Source organism: Streptomyces sp. NPDC041940 (genome assembly GCF_055589465.1).
In genome coordinates this window covers 1-20,293 of sequence record NZ_JBVJBP010000008.1, presented here as the reverse complement: position 1 = coordinate 20,293, position 20,293 = coordinate 1, and the positions used below count along the sequence as shown (strand labels likewise).

General features: G+C 70.8%; 16 protein-coding genes. 10 read left to right on the top strand and 6 right to left on the bottom strand.

From position 1 onward, the window contains the following. Nucleotide 1: 1 nt before the first annotated feature. From ACZ6I3_RS15885 to ACZ6I3_RS15865, 5 genes are read right to left on the bottom strand one after another with little or no spacing between them, the layout of a single operon-like run. Entirely contained in the window at nt 2-808 is an 807-nt protein-coding gene (locus tag ACZ6I3_RS15885; protein ID WP_469415066.1) for a hypothetical protein, read from the bottom strand. A gap of 1 nt (nt 809) precedes the next feature. Continuing rightward, nucleotides 810-3,182, bottom strand: coding sequence for a hypothetical protein (locus ACZ6I3_RS15880; RefSeq protein ID WP_469415065.1), 2,373 nt, complete (start codon nt 3,180-3,182; stop codon nt 810-812). Then, a complete protein-coding gene (locus ACZ6I3_RS15875; protein ID WP_469415064.1) occupies nt 3,179-4,816 on the bottom strand; it encodes a GH3 family acyl-acid amido synthetase in 1,638 nt (545 codons plus the stop codon). Before ACZ6I3_RS15875 ends, ACZ6I3_RS15880 begins: the two co-directional genes overlap by 4 nt. Nucleotide 4,817: 1 nt before the next feature. Continuing rightward, a complete protein-coding gene (locus tag ACZ6I3_RS15870; RefSeq protein ID WP_469415063.1) occupies nt 4,818-5,546 on the bottom strand; it encodes a DUF6182 family protein in 729 nt (242 codons plus the stop codon). After that, nucleotides 5,543-6,640: a hypothetical protein gene (locus tag ACZ6I3_RS15865; RefSeq protein ID WP_469415061.1), complete on the bottom strand. Its 1,098-nt coding sequence runs from the start codon at nt 6,638-6,640 to the stop codon at nt 5,543-5,545. Before ACZ6I3_RS15865 ends, ACZ6I3_RS15870 begins: the two co-directional genes overlap by 4 nt. A 244-nt stretch (nt 6,641-6,884) precedes the next feature. Between ACZ6I3_RS15865 and ACZ6I3_RS15860 the strand changes: the two genes are divergently transcribed. From ACZ6I3_RS15860 to ACZ6I3_RS15820, 9 genes are all read left to right on the top strand, one after another. After that, entirely contained in the window at nt 6,885-8,468 is a 1,584-nt protein-coding gene (locus ACZ6I3_RS15860; protein WP_469415060.1) for an MBL fold metallo-hydrolase, read from the top strand. Nucleotides 8,469-8,470: 2 nt separating this feature from the next. Continuing rightward, nucleotides 8,471-9,778: an aminotransferase-like domain-containing protein gene (locus ACZ6I3_RS15855; protein ID WP_469415059.1), complete on the top strand. Its 1,308-nt coding sequence runs from the start codon at nt 8,471-8,473 to the stop codon at nt 9,776-9,778. Nucleotides 9,779-9,880: 102 nt separating this feature from the next. After that, nucleotides 9,881-11,032 carry a 3,5-dihydroxyphenylacetyl-CoA synthase DpgA gene (dpgA, locus tag ACZ6I3_RS15850; RefSeq protein WP_469415057.1) on the top strand — a complete coding sequence of 384 codons (1,152 nt, stop codon included), beginning with the start codon at nt 9,881-9,883 and terminating at the stop codon, nt 11,030-11,032. A 23-nt stretch (nt 11,033-11,055) separates the two neighbouring features. After that, nucleotides 11,056-11,754: an enoyl-CoA-hydratase DpgB gene (gene dpgB / locus ACZ6I3_RS15845; RefSeq protein WP_469415055.1), complete on the top strand. Its 699-nt coding sequence runs from the start codon at nt 11,056-11,058 to the stop codon at nt 11,752-11,754. Beyond that, nucleotides 11,751-13,106 carry a (3,5-dihydroxyphenyl)acetyl-CoA 1,2-dioxygenase DpgC gene (gene dpgC, locus ACZ6I3_RS15840; RefSeq protein ID WP_469415054.1) on the top strand — a complete coding sequence of 452 codons (1,356 nt, stop codon included), beginning with the start codon at nt 11,751-11,753 and terminating at the stop codon, nt 13,104-13,106. The genes dpgB and dpgC overlap by 4 nt, the downstream gene beginning before the upstream one ends. Beyond that, a complete protein-coding gene (gene dpgD / locus ACZ6I3_RS15835; protein ID WP_469415053.1) occupies nt 13,103-13,909 on the top strand; it encodes an enoyl-CoA-hydratase DpgD in 807 nt (268 codons plus the stop codon). The genes dpgC and dpgD overlap by 4 nt, the downstream gene beginning before the upstream one ends. A 105-nt stretch (nt 13,910-14,014) precedes the next feature. Further along, nucleotides 14,015-14,818, top strand: coding sequence for an alpha/beta fold hydrolase (locus tag ACZ6I3_RS15830; protein WP_469415051.1), 804 nt, complete (start codon nt 14,015-14,017; stop codon nt 14,816-14,818). A gap of 28 nt (nt 14,819-14,846) precedes the next feature. Next, nucleotides 14,847-15,800 carry a VOC family protein gene (locus tag ACZ6I3_RS15825; protein ID WP_469415049.1) on the top strand — a complete coding sequence of 318 codons (954 nt, stop codon included), beginning with the start codon at nt 14,847-14,849 and terminating at the stop codon, nt 15,798-15,800. 529 nt (nt 15,801-16,329) lie between these two features. Further along, nucleotides 16,330-16,695, top strand: a complete 366-nt coding sequence (locus ACZ6I3_RS15820; protein ID WP_469415047.1) for a hypothetical protein — start codon at nt 16,330-16,332, stop codon at nt 16,693-16,695. Between the two features lie 25 nt (nt 16,696-16,720). On the opposite strand, the gene ACZ6I3_RS15815 is transcribed toward ACZ6I3_RS15820, so the two are convergent. After that, on the bottom strand, nt 16,721-17,566 hold the full coding sequence (locus ACZ6I3_RS15815; RefSeq protein WP_469415046.1) for a transcriptional regulator: 846 nt from the start codon (nt 17,564-17,566) through the stop codon (nt 16,721-16,723). 793 nt (nt 17,567-18,359) lie between these two features. Between ACZ6I3_RS15815 and ACZ6I3_RS15810 the strand changes: the two genes are divergently transcribed. Next, the coding region (locus ACZ6I3_RS15810) for a condensation domain-containing protein (RefSeq protein WP_469415044.1) at nt 18,360-20,293 on the top strand (1,934 nt) is incomplete at its 3' end.

Here is a 20,293-nt window from a genome sequence, read left to right as displayed (position 1 = left end):
TTCATGGTCGGCGCCGCACTCCGCCCCTTCCCTCCGGGGTGATCGCGGCGCGAACCGCATCGGTCACCTCGGCCGCGGTGCGGCCGCGGCAGTCGACACGGTGGACGGAGATCTCGGGACGGGTTCGCGACAGCCAGGCCAGAGCGGTCTCGTAGTGCTGCCGGACCAGCGACAGCAGATCCGCCGTCTCGTGCAACTCGCCCCCGCTCTCCCGGTCCCTGGTCCGTGCCAGGGCGTCCTCGACGGGCAGGTCGAGCAGCACCACGGCGTTCGGCAGCGTCACACCCAACGAGCGGCTCAAATGGTCGAGCACGTCCTGCGGCGGCCTCGTCGCCCGGTACAGGAGGTCGGTGCCCAGCGGCCACGGGTCGGCGCTGCCCGTACGGGCGACGAGCCAGTCGCGTACCGCGCGCGCGTCCTGTGGTTCCTGCCCGCACCACCAGGCCTCGATGTCCGTGCCGGGAGCGTCCTCCCGTTCGGCGCGGGCGAACATCGGCAGATACGCCAGCGGATCGATCAGCGGATGCCGGTCGGAGACCAGGATCCGGCCCTCACGTAGAGCCTGCCGCTCCGTCGGGCCGTACAGGCAGAGCTGCAGATACAGCACGGCCAGCTTCAACTGGACCCGGCCCAGCGCGTCCGCCACGGCCGACGCCCCGGCCAGCGCCCTGGACAGCTCGGCGTACGGACTGTCCGGCTCGTCGTGGGCCCGTATGGCGTGCACGACCGCGATGTCACCCCGCTCGCGCATCCGGCGCAGCACCGTGGTCTTGCCCGTGCCGTCGATCCCCACGACAGCGGCCCGCATCTCAGTCCTCCTCCCGGGCCTCTTCGAGGTGCCACAGCCGGAACGCGGTCTCCACGACGCGGGGCAGGAAGCCGAACTCCCGCTGGCTGTGCCCGGCGAGGTACAGCGCCAGCCGGGTCGTCAGGAACGTGCGCAGGGCCAGCCGGTAGCCACGGCGCCAGTCGCACCCGGCCACCAGCGCAGCCGCCTCCGGCGACACGGCGGCCACAGCTCGTGCGTGCACGGCGAGGGCGTGCCCGACGTCGTCCTCCGTGGCGTCGGGACCGAGGGTGGAGGCGAGCAGCTCCACCACGTCGCGCTGCGGCACGTCGACCGTGGCGAGTTCCCAGTCGTACACGACGACCCGCTCTCCCCGCACCGCGATGTTGCGCGGGTTGAGGTCGTTGTGGACCAGCGTCCGGGGGAGGGCGTGCAGGGCCGGCGCCCACTGCCCGGCATCCTCCACGAGCCCGGTCAGCACGTCCGTCCGGACAGGGCCCAGCAGCTCGGGCTGCTCCTGCGCGGCGTGCCGGACCAGCGCCCCCCACAGCTCGTGCGCCTTGGCCAGGTCCGCAGGCTCCGGCACCCGCCGCAGCCAGCCCTCGGCGAGCAGTTCCTCGTCCCGGCCGAGCCAGTGCCCGTGGACCCGGCCGACGCCCCGCAGCACGCCGTCGATCCGGTCCCGCGTCCACGGCTCGCCGTCGTCGGACAACCGCTCCATGAGGACGACGTACGCCTCGCGCTCGTCGTCCTCCAGGATCCCGTAACAGCGCGGGAGGAGTTCCGTCAGCGCGCTCTCCGTGCGCCGGTACACCGCCAGTTCACGGCGGTGCGCGTCGGAGAACCCGGTGACCGCGCTCCAACGCTCCCACTCCCGCGCCGGATCCGGGCCGCACAAGGACAGCACCATCGCGATCCCGGCGACGATCTCCTCCCCTCGGGGCTTGACCTTGGCGACGAGGTCGACCGCGGTGGGGGTCCCGCCGCCGGATGTCCACTCGACCCGCAGCGGGTGCAGCCCGCTCAGTCTGCGCCGTTCGGCGAGCGCACCGAGTTCGCCGGCGATCCCGTCGCCGCGCAGGGGCGGCGCCGACTCCACCCGGGTGACGTGCAGTCCGGGGTCGTCGAGCCCACGCGTCAGCATCGGCTGCAGCAGGGCCGCGTCGAGATCACCGTCCTGCAGCCAGTCCACCCGCCGGGCCCGCCCCAGCCGCTGGTGCGCCTGGGCGAACTGGCCGCTGACCAGCGCCGCCATCGTCGACAGATCCAGGGCCAGCGCGAACCCGGCGACGATCTCGGCGAAGCGTCGGCCGCCGCCCGCGCCCGCGCAGCCGAGCAGGGCGAGCAGCTCACGCTGGTGCGGCAGCCCGGTGCCCCCGCCGACCGTCCCCACGACCAGGTTGGGCAGCAGGATCGTGGCGACCAGGTCGTCGCCGTCCTGCTCCATCGAGAAGATGGACACGCCCGACTCGTGGACACAGGCCACGTCCTGTCCCGTGGCGACGAACAGAGCCGCGACGATGTTCGCCGCGTTGACGCCGTGCCCCGGCATGCCGATCTGCTGAGCGCCGAGAACCGTGGAGACGTGGTTCTTGACCATGGCCTCGGGCGTGGTCTTGAGGACCGAGGCCACCGTGCCGCGGCTCAGGCGGCACTCGGCCGTCACCCGGGTTCCGCGACCGGCCAGCATGGAGCCGACGGTCGCCTTCTTGTCACCGCTGAGATTGCCCTCCAGCAGCATGTTCCTGGGCCGCAGCCCCTCCTCGGCGGCGAGCGCCTCGGTCAGCCAGCGGCAGATCTGCCAGGTCGCCGCCGTCGTCATGTTCTGCCCGGCCGCGTCGGCGGTCTCGAAGACGAACCGCACATGGAGGTAGCGGCCGATCTGGTGCGGATCGACGTCCACCAGGCGGGTGTGCCGGGACACCAGCCCGACCTGTGTCTCCAGCGCGACCCGTCGCTCCCGGAGCCACCCGGTGAGGCGGTGCGCGGCGGCGATGTCGGCGCACTCGAACACGGGCGCCCGCGTCATCCGCTGCGACAGCACCTTCGTCGACACCCCGCCGGACGCGGTCACGGCCCGGGCGCCACGGGACGCCGACGCGACCAGGGCACCCTCGGTGGTCGCCAGAGGGGCCGTCACGTCGCCGCGCACCGAGTCCCCGACGAACAGCAGAGGCCCCGCCAGGCCCACCGGGACCTCGACCGAACCGATGAAGTTCTCCACGTTGCCGACCAGGTTGTACGGGTCCAGTCCGGTCCTCTCCAGCGAGGTGAGCGCGGCACCGCTGTGCGCGCGAAGCCACTCGAGCCGCTGTCTGCGGGCTGCCTCGGTGTACTGCCCCCGGCCGGGGACCACATCGGCCGCCCCCTGGTCCGCTGCGGTCTCCCGCTTCACGCCGCCACCTCCGGCGCGGTGGCGACGATCCTCGCCCAGGTCTCCTCGTGGGGCGGGAAGACACGGTCCTTGATCCGGGGCGGACGCTGCCCGGAGCGCGCCGCGCGCTCCCACTCCCGCAGAAACGCGTCCGGGTGGACGGTGATCATCTCGACAGGCCCGATCGGCCCGGACGCGCGGCCGGCGGCATAGCCGGCACACTCCCGCGACAGCCGCCGGTCGAGCGCGGCGGCGAGTTCGGGTTCCGGTGGCCCCGCGAAGGAGACGGCGACCTGGTAGTGCCCGCCGGTCCCGCCGCCGTCGGGGCACAGGCGGAACGCCGCGTTGCGCAGCTCCGCGCCGGTGTCGTGGCACGCGGCCCGCAGAGCGCGGAGCGCGACGGCCTCGGTCAGTCTCTCCCCGGCCGCGGACCGGACGACGTCACGCCCGGCGTACTCGATGCGCGGGGTGCGGCCCACCCGACCGACCACCGTGACCACGTCCGTGACGGCGCACCGGTACAGCCCGCCGACGTGGCTCAGCACCAGGTGGTAGTCGCGCCCCTCCTCCACCTCGGTGGCCCGCAGCGTCTCACTGTTGGCGGTGACCGGCCCCTCGGCGGGGACGAACTCGTACACACAGCCGGGCAGATACAGCGGCGCCCCGTGGGGATGCCGGTCGACCGGCACGGCCGCCGGTCCCTCGCACGACGCGATCGGTGCCGGGAAGATCCGCACCCCCGGCCCGTACGTCTCCCGCACCCGGGGGAGGTACGACCGCGCGAGTCCGCTGTTCCACACGAACACGGCGGCCAGGTGCGGCCACAGATGGTAGGGGTGGACCGTGCCGAACGTCTTCGCGTACCCCTCGATCTGCTCGGCGCGCTCCGGGTCCGGCGCCGAGTGCCGGTGACCGCCGAGAGTTCCGGCCCGGATGTCGTCCACCAACCGCGGCCACATCTCCCGCAGTTGGTACGGCAGCCCTGCGACCATCGCGGGATTGACGCCGATCACCACCCGGATGTCCTGTTCGGCGGCCAGGCGCAGCTTGTAGTAGGAGCGCTCCCACGGGTCGGCGCCGGCCAGTACGTCGGGGATGCGGCTCCACTGGGCGTCGTTGCCGAGGCCCACCGCGGAGTCCTCACCGAACTTGCGGTAGTCGACCTGACTGGCGCCGATGTGCGGCCGGCCCTGCGGGGTGCGGGCGATCGGCGAGGACGGATCCTGCCAGAGGTTCAGCACACCACCGGGCACGGCCTGCGCCTGCGGCAGTGTCCGCAGCAGCGGCGCGAAACTCGCGTGGTAGAAGGGCAGGAACGTCTGCCGCATGTAGGTGCGGGTGACGGGGATGTGCTTCTCCCGGCCCGTGCTCCCGCTGGACGAGAAGTAGACGACCGGGTCGTCGGCGGTCAGTACCTTCGGCTCGCCGTCCATGGCGCGCTCGATCCAGGGCATCACCGCCTCATGGGTGCGGATCGGCACGGCCCGGCGCAGCTCGTCCAGGGTGCGGACCGAGGCCAGCCCGTGCTCACGCCCGAACGCTGTGTCCGCGTTCCGTTCCAGCATGTCCCCGAGCAGGTCGCGTTGCACTTCCTCGGGGTGGTCCAGGCACTTCAGGAACCGGCGGTGCTCCGCGAGCACTCGTTCGGCCTGCACGTCAGTGGTCTCCTTCGCTGCGGTCCGACGTCAGCACGCCGAACAGGGCCGGTCGGTCGGGGTCGGAGGCGCTGCCGGCGATCCGGGTCTGGACCGCACCGGCCCGGGCGGGGTCGAGGGCGTCGTGGAACTCCGCGGGGTCGAGGAACGGCCGGTGGCCGACCCGGAGAGTGTCACCGGGGCCGACCAGTCCGCGCAGCACGGCCTCCGCGATCAGGTGGTGGACATGGACGAGGTAGGCGCCGGTGCTGACGCCCCCGACCGCGACCGCCGCCCGTGCGGTGTGTCCGGTGGGCGGCCCCGGCACGGTCACGGTCAGCGGTCCGGCCGGTACCTCGACCGGCCGGGGGCCCTGGAAGGAGCGCAGCAACCGGGACAGGGGCAGCATCGCCCCGCGCGCGGCCGGCCCGTACCACGCCAGGTTCCCGTCCGGCGTGACGAGCTCGTGCGCGTGCCGGAGAGCCACGGCCGCCGGTCGGCCCGCCAGGAACACCGTTCTGGTGAAGGTCCGGTACCACCCGTCCCGCAGTTCGGCCGGGATCCCGACGGCGAACTGCGCGGCACCGCGGACGAACGCCGCGACGTCGAGGTCGGCCACGACCACGGCGACTCCCAGCCCCCTCCCTACCGGGCCGTCGCCCAGCCCCGCACGGACTGCCGCCACCCGGGACAGCGCCGCGGCCGTCAACGCCTCCCCGCCCGCGGGTGCCGCGGCCGGCGTCGCGCTCACGTGTAGATCCTCAGGAGTTCGGGGGCCGCGGGAACCGGGCCGAGCAGTGACGTCGTCAGCCGGTAGGGATCGACGTAACCGCTCGGGGCCCCGCACCGGGAGAGCGTCGCCGTCAGGGATCCCCCGTCGGCCGGGGCACGCGTGAGCAACCGGGCGGCACGTCCCACGCACCGGCGCAGCAACGGCATGCGGAACGGCTGCGCCGAGCGCCGGGGCAGCACCCCCGCGAAGTACAGCCGCATTCCCAGCCGGTAGGCGGCCCTGTCGGCCGAACCGGAGACGGCCGACAGGTCGGAGAGCGTGGTCCCGCTCCAGCCGCCGAACCGGCTGGAGCGTACGGTTCCGCCGACGGGCACCCGGCTGAACGCGAGCCGGACCGAACGGCCGCCGAACGCGGCCAGCATCCGGTCGAGCAGCAGATAGTCGGCGGCCAGACCGTCGTCGAAGACGAGCAGGAACACCCGGCCGGGACCGATCGCCGGGATCAGCTCGCGCAGGATGGACAGCAGGTAGTTGGGATGCCCGTCGCTGCCGACCAACTGCCGCAGCGGCAGGCCCCAGCGAGTGCCGTCCAGGTGGACGGGGCCGCCGAACCGGCGGTGGTCGACCAGCAGCCCCCGCTCCGCCAGCGCCTCGAGCGTCGTGTCCGCCGCCGCGGCCAGCGGCCGGTCCTCGCCGAGGCCGAGATCGCCGACACCCAGCAGATCCAGCTCGGCACGCCACGAATCCAGCACACGCCGGCCCGCCGGGTGGATCCACCCGCATTCGTCGATCCGGTCCAGATACGCGCCCACCGCCCGGGGGTCGCTCCTTCCACCCTCGGCGTGGAAGCGGACGTAGCGCTCACCGATCAGGGCCGCTGACTCGCGGCTCCAGTCCGTGTCCGGCTCGATCCGGTCCAAGTGGTGCCAGAACGCGGTCGACTGGGTCGTGAGGGTCGCCATGCGGGTGTTCCACAGCAGCCGCACTCGCCCGACCGACGCGCTCGCCTTGACCAGTATGTCGGTCCACAGCAGGCCTTTGACATGGGTCGGGGTGAGCGGTTTGGTCGGCGTGATCGTCACCGGAGCCACCACGAGTTCGTCGAGGACCACGTGATCGATCCTTTCTGCATAGAATTCGGCGGCAATTCACGGGGAAGGCGACGGAAGGGCGCACGGGAATGGGGCAACCGTAACAATGCTCCAAGGACGTTCAACTGCGGCGAGGGAGCAGTTGAACGCAACGCCGTTGAATCTGTTGGACATTGATGGACCGGCCCTGCCATGTCTAGCTTGAGGGCGCGTTCCGGCAGTTGCCTCGCCCCTCCTGTGCAAAAGTCCAATAGATGGGAAACCCATGGCTGATCAGCAGCTGTTCCTGCGCTCGAAAGTGATCGTCGAACCGCTTATCGACAGATTCTTCGCGTGGCCGTACACCACGGCACCGGTGCAGTCGGCGATGAACCTCGCGTTCCTCCAGGTACCGCTGCTCGAGTCCTATCTGCAGTCCCCCCAGGTCCACGTGGCGGCCAGCGAGAACCCCGACCTCCGCGGCGGCTACTTCATCAACATCCCGGAGGAACGCGCCGACGAGGTCCGCGACCTGCTCGCCGCGATCAAGCGGGACCGCGCGCACATCCTGCGCTTCGCCGACGCGATCGTCGCCGGTCAGGAACTGCTGCGCGCCAACGCCACCGGCTTCGACCTCACCCCGCTGTACCCGAAGATGCCGCCGGAGCTCGGCGGTCTGATCGAGCTCGCCTACGACACCGACAACCAGGCGCAGCTGCGCTTCATGGAGCCGGTCGTCTACAAGAGCGAGATCTACCAGGAGGCGCGCCAGTCGGTGCAGCTGTCCTTCGAGACCGGTATCGAGCGCCCCTTCGTCCTGAGCACCCCGCGACTGCCCTCCCCGGACGTCCTGGAGATCGACATCCCCTTCCGCCACGAGGGCCTGGCGGAACTGTTCCGGACCCGGGTGCGGCCCACCACGCTCGGCCACCTCCGGGAGGCCCTCGGCCTCGACGACGCCCAGGCCGGACAGCTGTCGCACATGCTCAGCGAGCAGCCCGCCCTCTCCGAGGACCGCCACATCGAGTCGGGCGGCCGCATCCGCTACTTCGGCCACGCCTGTCTGGTGATGCAGACCCCGCAGGCGGCCATCGTCACGGACCCCTTCATCAGCGCCGACAGCACCGCCGGCGACCGCTACACCCTCGACGACCTGCCCGACTTCATCGACCTCGTGCTGATCACCCACGGGCACCAGGACCACATCGTGCTGGAGACCCTGCTGCAGCTGCGCGGCCGGGTCGGCGCGATCGTGGTGCCGCGCTCCTCACGCGGCAACCTGGCCGACCCGAACATGGCGCTGATGCTCAAGAACCAGGGCTTCCCCGTGATCGAGGTCGACGACTTCGACGAGGTCGAGTTCCCCGGCGGCAAGGTCACCGCCACACCGTTCCTCGGAGAGCACTGCGACCTCGACATCCGCGCCAAGTCCACGTACTGGGTGCGACTGGCCGACAAGAACGTCTTCGCCGGCGCGGACTCCTCCGGCATCGAGCCCTCCCTGTACCGCTACATCAAGCAGGACCTGGGCACCGCCGACTACGCGTTCCTCGGCATGGAATGCGACGGCGCCCCGCTCACCTGGCTCTACCGGGGCCTGCTCACCATCCCGATCACCAAGAAGATGAGCAACTCCCGCAAGCTGTCGGGTTCCAACGCCGAGCAGGCCGCCGCGATCATGACCGAACTGGGCGCCAAGGAGGCGTACGTGTACGCCATGGGCGAGGAGCCCTGGCTCGGCCACGTCATGGCGACGACGTACACCCCCGACACGTACCAGATCAAGCAGATCGAGGAGTTCCTGACCTGGTGCGCGGACCGCGGCATCAAGGCCGGTCACCTCTACGGCCAGCAGGAATGGCGCTGGTAGACATGGCACCCGCCACCCTCCGGAGGGCCGAGCTGCACGCGAGCGTCGGCGACCCGGTCCTCGGCACGATGAACTTCCTGAACGAGATCACCCACCGCTACCCCCGGGCCGTCTCGTTCGCCCCCGGCCGCCCGTACGACGGCTTCTTCGACGTCGAGGAGATCTTCCGGCACATCCGCCGCTACCTGGACCACCTGGTGGAGCGCGGCGCCTCGCCGGGCGAGATCCGCGACGCGCTGTTCCAGTACGGACCGACCGGCGGACAGATCCGCGAACTCGTCGCTCGGTCACTGCGCGAGGACGAGGACATCGACGTGCGGCCCGAGGCCGTGGTGGTGACCGTGGGCTGCCAGGAGGCGATCTTCCTCACCCTGCGCGCCCTGCTCGCGGGGCCGCGGGACGCCCTGCTGGTCTCCAGCCCCTGCTACGTCGGCGTCACCGGGGCCGCCCGTCTGCTCGGCGTCGAGCCGACCACGGTGGAGGAGGGCCGGGACGGCTTCCGCAGCGCCGGCCTGGAGGCCGCCGTCGCCGCCGAGAAGGCGCGCGGCCGCCGCCCCCGCGCCTTCTACGTCGTTCCCGACCACTCCAACCCGTCCGGCTCCACCATGTCGCTGCAGGAGCGGCACGCACTCCTCGAACTGGCGCAACGCGAGGACTTCCTGATCCTGGAGGACAGCCCCTACCGGCTGGTGAGCCCCGGCGGCCGGCTGCCGACCCTGAAGTCCCTCGACCGCGACCGGCGGGTCGTCCACCTGGGCTCGTACTCCAAGACCCTGTTCCCCGGCGCCCGCGTCGGCTTCGCCGTCGCCGACCAGATCGTCGTGGACGAGGACGACGGGCAGGGCCTGCTGGCCGACGAACTCATAAAGATCAAGAGCATGGTCACGGTGAACACCTCGCCCCTGAGCCAGGCAGCCGCGGCGGGCATGCTCCTCGCCGCCGACGGGCGCGTCTCGGAACTGAACACCGAGACCGCGGCGTACTACGGCGAGGCGATGCGGGCCATCCTGAAACGGCTCGACGAATGCTTCCCCGAACCCGAGCGCAGCGCGCTGGGCGTTCGCTGGAACGAACCGGACGGCGGGTTCTTCCTCACCGTGGACGTCCCCTTCCCGGCCGACGACGCCGCCCTTGAACGCTCGGCGCAGGATCACGGCGTGATCTGGACGCCCATGTCCTACTTCTATCCCCGGGGCGGCGGTGAGCACAGCCTGCGCCTGTCCGTCAGCTACCTGACACAGGCCGACATCACCGAGGGCACAGCCCGGCTGGCCCGGTTCATCGAGGCAGAAGCGGGCCGGGCCCGCTGAACCACTTCCGCTCCGTCCCGTCACTCACAGAAAGCGACTTCCCGTGTCGACAGCACGACGTCTCATCCGCAGCAAGCCACGTATGTGGGGGTGGACCTTCCGATGACCGCCGACGCAGATCTCCACGGCACCGCCCTCCTCGAAGCCTCCGTCACCACGCCGGCCAAGGGCCTCGGCAGCCCCCGGATCATGAGTGTCGGCACCGCCGTCACCGACCGTTCGTACTCCCAGCGGGAGGTCCTCGACCTCTTCGCCATCACCGACTCCAGGGTGCGCTCGGTCTTCCTCAACAGCGCCATCGAACGCCGCCACCTCACCCTCCCGCCCAGGGACACCGACGGCGCCGTCCTCCCCGAGGCCCAGGGCGAACTCCTCGCCAAGCACAAACGCACCGCCCTCGACATGGGCGCCCGAGCCGTACGCGCATGCCTGGAGAACGCCGGCCTCGACCTCGCCGACATCGACTACCTCTGCTGCACCACCACCACCGGATTCCTGACCCCCGGCCTCAGCGCCCACCTCATCAAGGAGATGGGCCTCCTGCCCCGCACCAGCCGTGTCGACGTCGTCGGCATGGGCTGCAACGCGGGTCTCAACGCTCTCAACGCCACCGCCGGCTGGGTCACGGCCAACCCGGGCAAGGTCGCCGTGATGCTGTGCGCGGAAGCCTGCTCCGCCGCCTACGTCATCGACGGCAGCATGCGCACCGCCGTCGTCAACAGCCTCTTCGGGGACGGCGCCGCGGCCGTCGCGCTGACCGCCGACCCACCGGACGCGGCCTACGGCCCGGCGGGCACGCCACCGGCGCAGGACGGCCCCCGGGTCCTCGCCTTCGCGAGCCACCTGATCACCGACGCCATCGACGCGATGCGCTACGACTGGGACGACGACCAGAGCAAGTTCAGCTTCTACCTCGACCCGCTCGTCCCCTACGTCGTCGGCGCCAACTCCGAGCAGGTGGTCGACCGGCTGCTCACGGACGCCGGCCTGCGCCGCGGCGACATCGCCCACTGGCTCGTGCACTCGGGCGGCAAGAAGGTCATCGACGCCGTACGCGTCAACCTCGGCCTCACCCGCCACGACGTACGGCACACCACCGCCGTTCTGCGGGACTTCGGCAACCTGTCCAGCGGGTCCTTCCTGTTCTCCTACGAGCGACTGCTCCGGGAAGGAGCCGCCCACGCCGGCGACTACGGCGTCCTGATGACGATGGGTCCCGGCTCCACCATCGAGACCGCACTGGTGCAGTGGTGAACACGGAACAGGTGAGAGAAGCGATGAAGAGCACACCGACGGCCGCGGCACACACCGCGTCCGAGGAGATCCCCCTGCGGATCGACGGACGACAGCCCCTGTCACCCGACACGGTGGCGGCCGTATCCGCGGTCTGCGATGCCGCCGAGGACCTCGACGGACGGGCCGGCGTCGTCGTACGGGTCTCGGGCGTCCCGCGCGGACCCTGGCCGGGTGGCCTGACGGTGTCCCTCGTGAGCAAGTGGGAGCGCGTCCTGCGCCGCCTGGAACGGCTGCCCGCGACCACCGTCGCCGTCGCCGACGGCGACTGCGGAGGACCCGCCCTGGACGTGCTGCTGGCCACCGACCACCGCATCGGCACCGGCTCGGTGCGCCTGGTCGTCCCGGTCGAGGGCGGCGGGACCTGGCCGGGCATGGCCCTGTACCGGCTCGCCGGCCACGGCGCGAACGCGGCTCCCATCCGCCACGCGGTCCTCTACGGCACCCCGGTCGACGCGGCCGACGCCCTGGCCCTGCACCTGGTCGACGAGCTGACCGACGACGTGCCCAAGGCCCTCCTGCTCGCCGCTGAACGCGCACGCGCCGTCTCGGGCCCCGAACTGGCCATCCGGCGCCAACTGCTGCAGGAAGCGGCCGGCACCAGCTTCGAGGAGGCGCTGGGAGTCCACCTCGCGGCCTGCGACCGGGCCCTGCGCCGCGCCACGACAGGAGCTGAAGGATGACCGTCGACGCGGAACCCACCACCCCGCACACGGATCCGGACGACGTACGAGCGCCACTGCCCCGGGCCAGGGAGACCCTGAAGCAGGCGGCACGGCACTGCCGCGGACTGCTGGACGGTCTGCCCCCGCACGGCGAGCGCTCCGTGCGGCAACAGGCCCTCGCCGAAACGGCCGCCGACACCGTCCGGACCCTGCGCGCCGCGTTCATGGACACGCACACCGACGCGGTCTACGACGAACTCACCGACCGGCGTACCCGCCCTCTGCGCGTCGACGAACTGGCGAAGGCCGCCGCGACCGCCTTCCCCGGCCTGGTGCCCACCGACGACCAGCTCGCCACGGAACGCGACAGGCCACAGGCCCGCAAGGAGGGCCACGAGATCGACCAGGGCATCTTCTTCAGCCGGGTGCTGCGCTCACCCCGGGCCGGCGGGCACCTGCTCGACGCGATGCTCCGGCCGACCCCGCGCGCCACCGCGCTGCTGCCCGAGTTCACCCGCACGGGCCACGTCGACCTGGGATCCGTCCGCCTCGAACGCACCGGCGCGGTGGCCCGCCTGACCATGTGCCGCGACGACGCCCTGAACGCCGAGGACAACACCCAGGTCGACGACATGGAGACAGCGGTCGACCTCACCCTGCTCGATCCGGCCAGCGAGGTCGGCCTCCTGCGCGGCGGCGAGATGACCCACCCCCGGTACCGGGGACGGCGGGTGTTCAGCGCGGGCATCAACCTCAAGGCCCTCCACAGCGGAGACATCTCCCTGGTCGACTTCCTGCTCCGCCGCGAACTGGGCTACATCCACAAGCTGCTCCGCGGGATCCTCACCGACGAACCGGGCTGGCGGTCACGGACCACCGACAAACCCTGGGTCGCCGTCGTCGACTCCTTCGCGATCGGCGGCGGCGCCCAGCTGCTCCTCGTCTTCGACCACGTCATCGCGGCCGCCGACGCCTACGTCAGCCTCCCCGCCGCACAGGAGGGCATCGTCCCGGGCGCCGCCAACTTCCGGCTGACCCGCTCCGCGGGGCCACGCCTGTCGCGGCAGGTGATCCTCGAAGGAAGGCGGATCTTCGCGACCGAACCCGAGGCCCGGTTCCTCGTCGACGAGGTACACGACCGGACCGACCTGGACCTCGCGGTGGAACGCAGCGTGGAGCGCCTGCGCGGCAGCGCCGTACTCGCCAACCGCCGGATGCTGAACCTGGCGGAGGAGTCACCGGACGACTTCCGCCGCTACATGTCCGAGTTCGCGCTGCAACAGGCCATCCGCCTCTACAGCTCTGACGTGATCGACAAGGTCGGCCGCTTCACCACCGCCTCGGCACCCGCGGCCGGGCGCACACCGTGATCGGCGGCGGAAGCTCCGGCGTACGGTACGAGAAGGACGGCCAGATCGCCCGCGTCACCCTCGACCGGCCCGAGGTGCTCAACGCGATGAACCAGCGCATGCACAGGGAACTGGCGCTGGTCTGGGACGACGTCGAGGCCGACGACGACATCCGGGCCACGGTGCTGACCGGCGCCGGCGAGCGCTCCTTCACCGTCGGACAGGACCTGCGCGAGCGGGCCCGGCTGGACCGGGAGGGCACCCCGCCGACCAGCTTCGGCAGCCGGGGCCAGCCGGGATCGCCCCGGCTGACCGACCGGTTCGACCTGTCCAAGCCCGTGATCGCCCGCGTCAACGGCTACGCCCTCGGCGGTGGGTTCGAACTCGCCCTGGCCTGCGACCTCGTCGTCGCCGCCGATCACGCGGTGTTCGCGCTGCCGGAGGCCACGCTCGGACTGGTCCCCGGCGCCGGCGGCGCCTTCCGGCTGGCCCGGCAGATGTCCCTGAAGCCGGCGATGGGGTACCTGCTGACCGGACGCCGCATGAGCGCCGCCGAGGCCCTGCGGTTCGGCCTCCTCAACGAGGTCGTCCCGCTCCGGGACCTGGACACCGCCGTGGACGCCTGGACCGACGCCCTGCGGCGCAGCGCCCCGCTCTCCGTACGGGCCCTCAAGGAAGCGGTGCGGCGGTCCCTGGACATGCCGCTGGAAGAGGCATTCACGGCGACCTACGCGTGGGAGGAGAAACGACGCCGCAGCCATGACGCCGTCGAGGGCCCACGGGCCTTCGCGGAGAAACGCGCTCCCGTCTGGCGCGGTGCCTGACGGCCTCGCCCGGCGTGCACGCCCGCCCACCCGGCAACGCTTGATCGCCGCTCAGGTGCGATGCGATCGTGAGCCGACGTTGCCCCTCTCGAGAACGGGCTCGACATGCCATTCGTGAACACCAACGGTGTGAGGCTCTCCTATCAGAGGTCCGGCAGCGGCACACCGGTCCTGCTGATCATGGGCTCTTCCGCGTCGGGCCGAGTATGGACGATGCATCAGACACCGGCGCTGAACCGCGCCGGATACGAGACCGTCACCTTCGACAACCGGGGCATCGCACCGTCGGACGCCCCGGAGGGCGACTACCGCCTCACCGAACTGGTGGCCGACACCCGCGGACTCATCCAGCAGCTGGGACTCGGGCCCTGCCACATCGTGGGAACCTCGCTCGGCTCCATGATCGCCCAGGAACTCGCCCTCGCCGCACCCGAACTGGTCCGCTCGGTGGTCCTGATCGCGTCCCGAGCCCGCTCGGACGCCCTCCGGCGCGCCCAGAGCGCCGCCGACCGCGCGCTGCGGGAGAGCGGCGTACGGCTGCCGGCCGGCTACAACGCCGTGAAGACGGTCACGGAGATGTTCTCCCCGGCGACCCTCAACGACGACACCGCTGTCACCACCATGCTCGAACTCTTCGAAGTCACCGGGGGCGGCAACTCCTCCGCAGGCCAGGCCGCCGCCGTCGACAGCCTCGGCGACCGACGCGAAACACTGCGCGGTATCACCGTGCCGTGCCGGGCCATCGCCTTCAGCCACGACCTCGTCTGCCCGCCCCACCTCGTCGCCGAGGTGGCCGACGCCATCCCCGGCTGCGACCTCGTGGAGATCCAGGACTGCGGCCACCTCGGCTACCTGGAACGCCCCGACGAGGTCAACTCGGCCCTGATCGAGTTCCTCGACAAGTACTGACCACGCGGCAGCGCAGGAAGGAACACCTATGGCAGGGCACGGCATCGCGTACGTCGAGTTGTACGCCAAGGACAAACAGCGGACCGCCCAGCACCTCGTCTCGGCCCTGGGATTCGCCTGCGTGGCAGACTCCGTCGCCTCCGACCGCAGCTCCCTGCTGCTGCGGCAGGGCACGACCCACCTCGTCGTCACCTCGGGACCCGCCACCTGGAAGTTCCTGGACGCACACGGCGACGGCATCGCCGACATCGCACTGCTCTGCGCGGACGTCACCGCGACGGCGGAGCGGGCACAGCGGGCCGGCGCCCGTGACGTCGGCTCCGTACGCGGCAACCCGATCCTCTCGGGGGCCGGCGGCGTGACCCACACCCTGCTGCCCGCCGAGCACACCCGGAGGGGTTGGCCGGCCGGTCACCGCTGGGCGCCACTGGCGCGGAGCTCCGGCCGCGCGGCACCGGCCCGGCAGCTCGAAGGCGTGACGGCCGGTGTCGGGGCAACGAGCCTGCAGGAGTGCGTCCGCCTGTACCAGGAAGGTTTCGGACTCACCCCGCGCCGGTCGCAACGCAGCGCACCGGACCGGACGACCCGCGCCGTGGAACTCGCGGGACTCCAGGACGGCATGACACTCACCCTCGTGGCCGGAGAACCCGACAACGACTTCCGACACGGGGCGGCGCCGCACCCGACCACCCCCACGGACCGCACGGAGCAGCGACTCACCTTCCGTGTGGACGACATCGCCCACACGGCCCGCGAACTCCTCGACAAGGGCGTCGAGTTCCGCGCTCCGGTACTGAGGGAGGAGCCCTCCGGACACCGCGGCCGACTGCATCTCGTAGGCCGCTCACCACACTTGGGCGGCACGCTGCTCATCGAACTCGTCCGGCACGGCGGCCCCGACGCTCCCGGAGGCGACGGCCTCCAGGATCTGTACCAGGTGGTGGACCAGGTGGTGGACCAGCACAGGCTGGCCGCCCGGTGACCGGCACGGAGGGCCCCGCCCGGAGGAGTACGCCCTGAGGATGACACACCCAGGGGAGTAGCCCCTCCGGCGGTCACGGACGGAAGAACGTGGCTCCGCAGAGGACACGGGGTCGTCACCATGGGGGACGCGGTCCGGCGGGTGAGGAACCTAGCCTCATACCGTCAAAGGGCCTTCCGCCCGGCAACGGCGGCAGCGCGGTGACACGACCCGGAAGGACTGATGCGCAGTGGCACACCACGGAGGGTCGGGGCGCGGGAGCGTCGACGGGCCACAGACCGAGGCATCCGTGCTCCACACAGCGGATGGCCCGCGCGGTCCCGCCCTCGCGCTGCCCGGGCACCGGCCCTCCCAGGAACCCGGATCCGCCTCCCCGGTGGCCCAGGACCGGCCGCACAGGCCGGTCCCCCATCCGGAAGCGGCGGGACTGGACCAGTTGGTGTCACCCGGCGCCGTCTGCCTGGACGTCGGGGCCGGCTGCCCGCGGTGTACCGCGGCGCTGAGAAGCCTGGCGGGTCCGGAGGGGCGAGTGCACCGTCTCGTGCCGAGCCACCCGGGCCGCCCGCGCAGGGCGGCCACGGTGGACGATCTCTGCCGGCGGGAGGACCTGACACGGGTCGACTTCATCCGGATCCAGTTCGGCGAGGACGAACTCGACGTCCTGCTCGGGGCGTTCGCCACGCTGCTGCGCGACCGCCCCGCCCTGCTGCTGCGGTGGGGGCGCCGACAACCCGACCGGCGACGGACGGCCGAAGCCGTCCGCAGCCTCACCGTGTCCCTGTCGTACACGATGCACGGCTGGCAGGACGGCAACTGGCGGCCGGTGACGGACGCCCTGCAGGGGTGGGGTGGCTTCCTGTTCCGGCCAAGTCCGGTTCCGCACCGATTACCGTGACAGCGGCAGCAGGGCCCGGCGGCCCTCACCCGCTGGCGAGAAACCCGGCCTGGAGGCGCTCGTCCAGTTCCTGCGCAAAACCGAGCCACGTCTTGGCGTACTCCCGGGCGAGGCTCGCCACCGTTTCCCTGGAATGGGCTGACAGAGCGGTGCTCAGCGCGGGCCACTCCTGGGTGGCGATGGCGTGCTGCTGGAGCAGACGCAACAGCTGCCGCCCTTCCTCCCGGTGACGCAGCGACGGGTCGCGCGACAGCTTGTCGAGCACCACCCCCGGATCCTGTGCCACCAGACGCATCCTGCGGTGCGGCTTCCGACCGGCCGGCTGGGGATGTACGGCGGCGGGTCGGCCGGTGTCCGGGCCCTTGTCCGCCTGGCTCCTGGTCCCGGAGCGCTCCGGAGCGGGCGGCTCGCCGGAAGCGAGACGTCTGCGGACGTCGCTGACGGTGGCCGGTGAGACGCAGGCGAGCCGCGCCAGTTCACGCAGGGAGGCATCGGGACGTTCGGCCAGCAGCTCGGCGACCCGGTGCCGAGCCTCGGAGCTGTTGAGCGGACGGACCTTGCCGTCCTGGCCCACACGGGCGTTGAGTTGGGGTGCCTCGTCCATCCGACGGCGGATGGTGGCCACGACCTTGGCGCCCAGCCCCGCCGCCTTGGCGATCGCGCGGTCGGACATGTGGGGCAGGGACGCGATGATCCTGGCGGCCGCGGCTTTGCGCTCGGCGGGTGAGAGCGGGAGCCCGTGGACCGAGTTCGCCTGCACGGCCCGGAGATACGCCTCTTCGGGTGTTCCGTCGAAGAATTCGACTTCGATCGTCTTCTGGCCGTTCGAAAGAGCCGCCAGATAGCGGTGCATTCCGTCGATGACCCGCATCGTAGGTCGGTGCACCAGCACAGCGGGCAAAGGCCCTTCGATTTCGGCCAGCCGGGCGATGTGCTGGGCGTTCACGCCTTCGGAACGAGGCGAGTCCCCCGGCAGTAGTAGTGCGGTGGGTACGGTCGTGATCCGGCGGTCCGCAGTCCTGGAGTCATGCTCCGGCGAAGACATGACCCTTTCACTTCCGGATTGCGTCAAGATCAACCCCCAGATTAATCAGTATCTCGGATCTGCTGTTCGTGGGTCGTGCCGTGCATGGGCCGGATCGTGCCACGTACTTTTGCGAGAACTTGAAGCGGTGGGTGACTCTGGCGCGGTGTCCGTACGGACGTTCACGGCTGCTGGGCGGCCGTCAGACGACCGTACGGCGATTGCCGGACGCTCTCCGGGATCCACCCTACATTCACTTCTCCGCAGCGGCAGGCGGGTTTATTCGGAGCCAGTTGTTCCGCATTCAGGCCATCACGGAGCGTTGCCCACAGACGGGTAATGCCCTCCCGGAAGGCCGGCCGCGCCTGTTCAAGTGCGGTCGGGGCGCAGTTGAACGGCCAGTGGATTCAATCGCCGGGATTGATCAGACATGCGGCCTGGCCACATAGTGAACTGGCTCGGCCCAAGGCTGCCCGCGGACACGTCTTGTAAGGAACAGCTGCGGCCCCTGACGAAACCGGCAGTTGATTATCGAGCCGCCGCTATTGCGGAGGCTGCGAAGGCATGCCCCTCAGGATGCGACACCTCACATGGGGAGCATGATCCCCGCCGCGGTTATGCGTAAACAGGAGGAATCCCGATGATCCCGTTGTCGTATGCGCAGCGCCGGCTGTGGTTCTTGACGCAGCTGGAAGGGCCGAGCGCGACGTACAACATTCCGATCGCGGTGAGGCTGACCGGGGCACTGGATCGGGTGGCGCTTGAGGGTGCGCTACGGGATGTGCTGGAGCGTCATGAGGTGCTGCGGACGGTGTTCGCGGTTGCGGACGGTGAGCCGTATCAGCGGATTCTGCCGGTCGAGGAGACCGGGTTCTCGTTGACGGTCACTGAGGTGAGCGCGGAGGAAGTGGACGGCGTCGTGGCGGAGGCAGTGCGTCATGTCTTCGATCTGAGTGCGGAGATCCCCTTGCGGGCACGGTTGTTCTCGGTGGGTCCGGGTGAGCATGTGTTGTCGGTGGTGGTGCATCACATCGCGGGTGATGGTTGGTCGATGGGGCCGTTGGCGCGGGATGTGTCGGTGGCGTATGGGGCGCGGTGTGAGGGTCGGGTGCCGGGGTGGGCGTCGTTGCCGGTGCAGTACGCGGACTATGTGTTGTGGCAGCGGGAGATGTTCGGGTCCGAGGATGATCCGGAGAGTGTGCTGTCGCGTCAGGTGGGGTTTTGGCGTGAGGCGTTGGCGGGGGTGCCGGAGGAGTTGGCGTTGCCGTATGACCGGTCGCGTCCGGCGGTTGCTTCGCATGAGGGGCATGCGGTGGGGCTGGAGGTGCCGGCTGGGGTGCATGCGCGGTTGCGTGAGGTGGCCCGTGAGCGTGGTGTGACGGTGTTCATGGTGCTCCAGGCGGCGTTGGCGGTGACGTTGTCGCGGTTGGGCGCGGGCACGGACATCCCGATCGGTTCGGCGGTCGCGGGCCGTACGGACGAGGCGCTGGATGATCTGGTCGGGTTCTTCGTGAACACGCTGGTGGTGCGGACGGATCTGTCGGGGGATCCGACGTTCGGGGAGGTGTTGGAGCGGGTCCGGGAGACGAGTCTGGCCGGGTTCACGCATCAGGATGTGCCGTTCGAGCGGCTGGTGGAGGAACTGGCGCCGGCTCGCTCGCTGGCGCGGCATCCGTTGTTCCAGGTGATGTTGACGTTGCAGAACAACGCGCAGGCGGTGGTCGACCTGCACGGCATCGAAGTCGAAGGGGTCACTACTCAGCAGCTGTCGGGCTCGAGAAGCACGAAGTTCGACCTGGACGCGATGCTCACCGAGGCTTTCGACGCGGACGGTGCCCCGGCCGGCCTGACCGGCCGGATTGTCGTGGCTGCTGATGTGTTCGGGGTGGGGGCGGCTGAGCGGTTCGCGGAGTGGTTGGTGCGGGTGGTCGAGGCGGTGGTGGGGGCTCCGGACATCCGCGTGAGTGCGGTGGATGTGCTGAGTCCGGGTGAGCGGGCTTTGGTGGTGGAGGAATGGAATGCGGCGGGTGTGAGTGCCGGTCGGGTGGAGGGGTTGGTTCCTGACCGTATTGCGGAGTGGGCGGTTGCTGATCCGGGTGCGGTGGCGGTGGTGTGTGAGGGGGTGGAGTTGTCGTATGGGGAGTTGGATGCGTGGGCTTGCCGGTTTGCCGCGTTGTTGAGGGTGCGGGGTGTGGGTGCGGAGTCGGTGGTGGGGTTGTGTCTGCCGCGGGGTGTGGAGATGGTGGCGGCGGTTGTGGGTGTGTGGCGGGCGGGGGCGGCGTATGTGCCGTTGGACCCGGAGTATCCGGCGGAGCGGCTGGAGTTCATGCTCGCCGACAGCGGTGCCGGGGTCGTTGTCGGACGCGGTGGCATGGCAGCCGAACTGTCAGTGCCGGCAGTACAGGTGGTGAACCTGGATGACACGCGGGTGGCACGTGAACTGGCGGCGGCGCCGGTCACCCCACCCGAAGTCGCTTTCCAGGCCGATGGTTTGGCGTACGTCATCTATACGTCGGGTTCGACGGGGCGGCCGAAGGGTGTGGCGGCTACGCATGGTGGGTTGGCGAGTTTGGT